General features: G+C 47.9%; 1 protein-coding gene. It reads right to left on the bottom strand.

Annotated features, from left to right (window positions below; genetic code table 11):
* A partial coding sequence (locus tag DK871_RS28490) for an NAD(P)H-dependent oxidoreductase (RefSeq protein ID WP_161907482.1) occupies positions 1-574 on the bottom strand: 574 nt, incomplete at both ends.

Below are 574 nucleotides of genomic sequence, written 5' to 3'. Positions count from 1 at the left end.
AGAAGATCTGAGGGGCAAGGACCTGGAAGCCACAATAGTTGAGGACCCCATTTTGAATTGGCCACAGAGTAACATTCATGTCTCCATTGATTCCATTGGAGCTGAACATGGTCTCATTGGAACCAGTAGTGAAGGATAACATGGCTTTCTTGTCCCTGAAGACACCCTCACTGTAGCGCTTTTCCAAGGTGTATGCAAAGCCAAGCGTTAGAACCCGGTCCATCCAGCCTTTCATGATGGCAGGAACAGAGAACCAGTACATGGGAAATTGAAAAATAACCAGATCTGCTTCTTTCAGTTTCTTGTGCTCATCTGTGATATCAGAAGATAGTCGCCCCTCCTGCCAGGCCAACATGGTCTCATTTCCATAACGAAAATGCTCTGGGTTCTTTGGTGGACCAGTAATATCCTCCTTTGTAGCCGTGGCCTTAAACTTCATTTCATACAGGTCAGACACAAGCACGTTACAGCCCTGTTTCTTCAGCGCGTCCACAGCAGCGTCTTTAACAGCCGCATTGAAGGAGCCTGCGCTCTGGTGCGCGTACACGATCAACACTGTCTTTGCAGCCATGTT

This window comes from Pseudomonas sp. L13, assembly GCF_009935965.1.
Classification (GTDB): Bacteria; Pseudomonadota; Gammaproteobacteria; order Pseudomonadales; family Pseudomonadaceae; genus Aquipseudomonas; species Aquipseudomonas lactis.
Note: the sequence above shows the minus strand (reverse complement) of the source record. Positions and strands in the feature narration are given on the sequence as shown.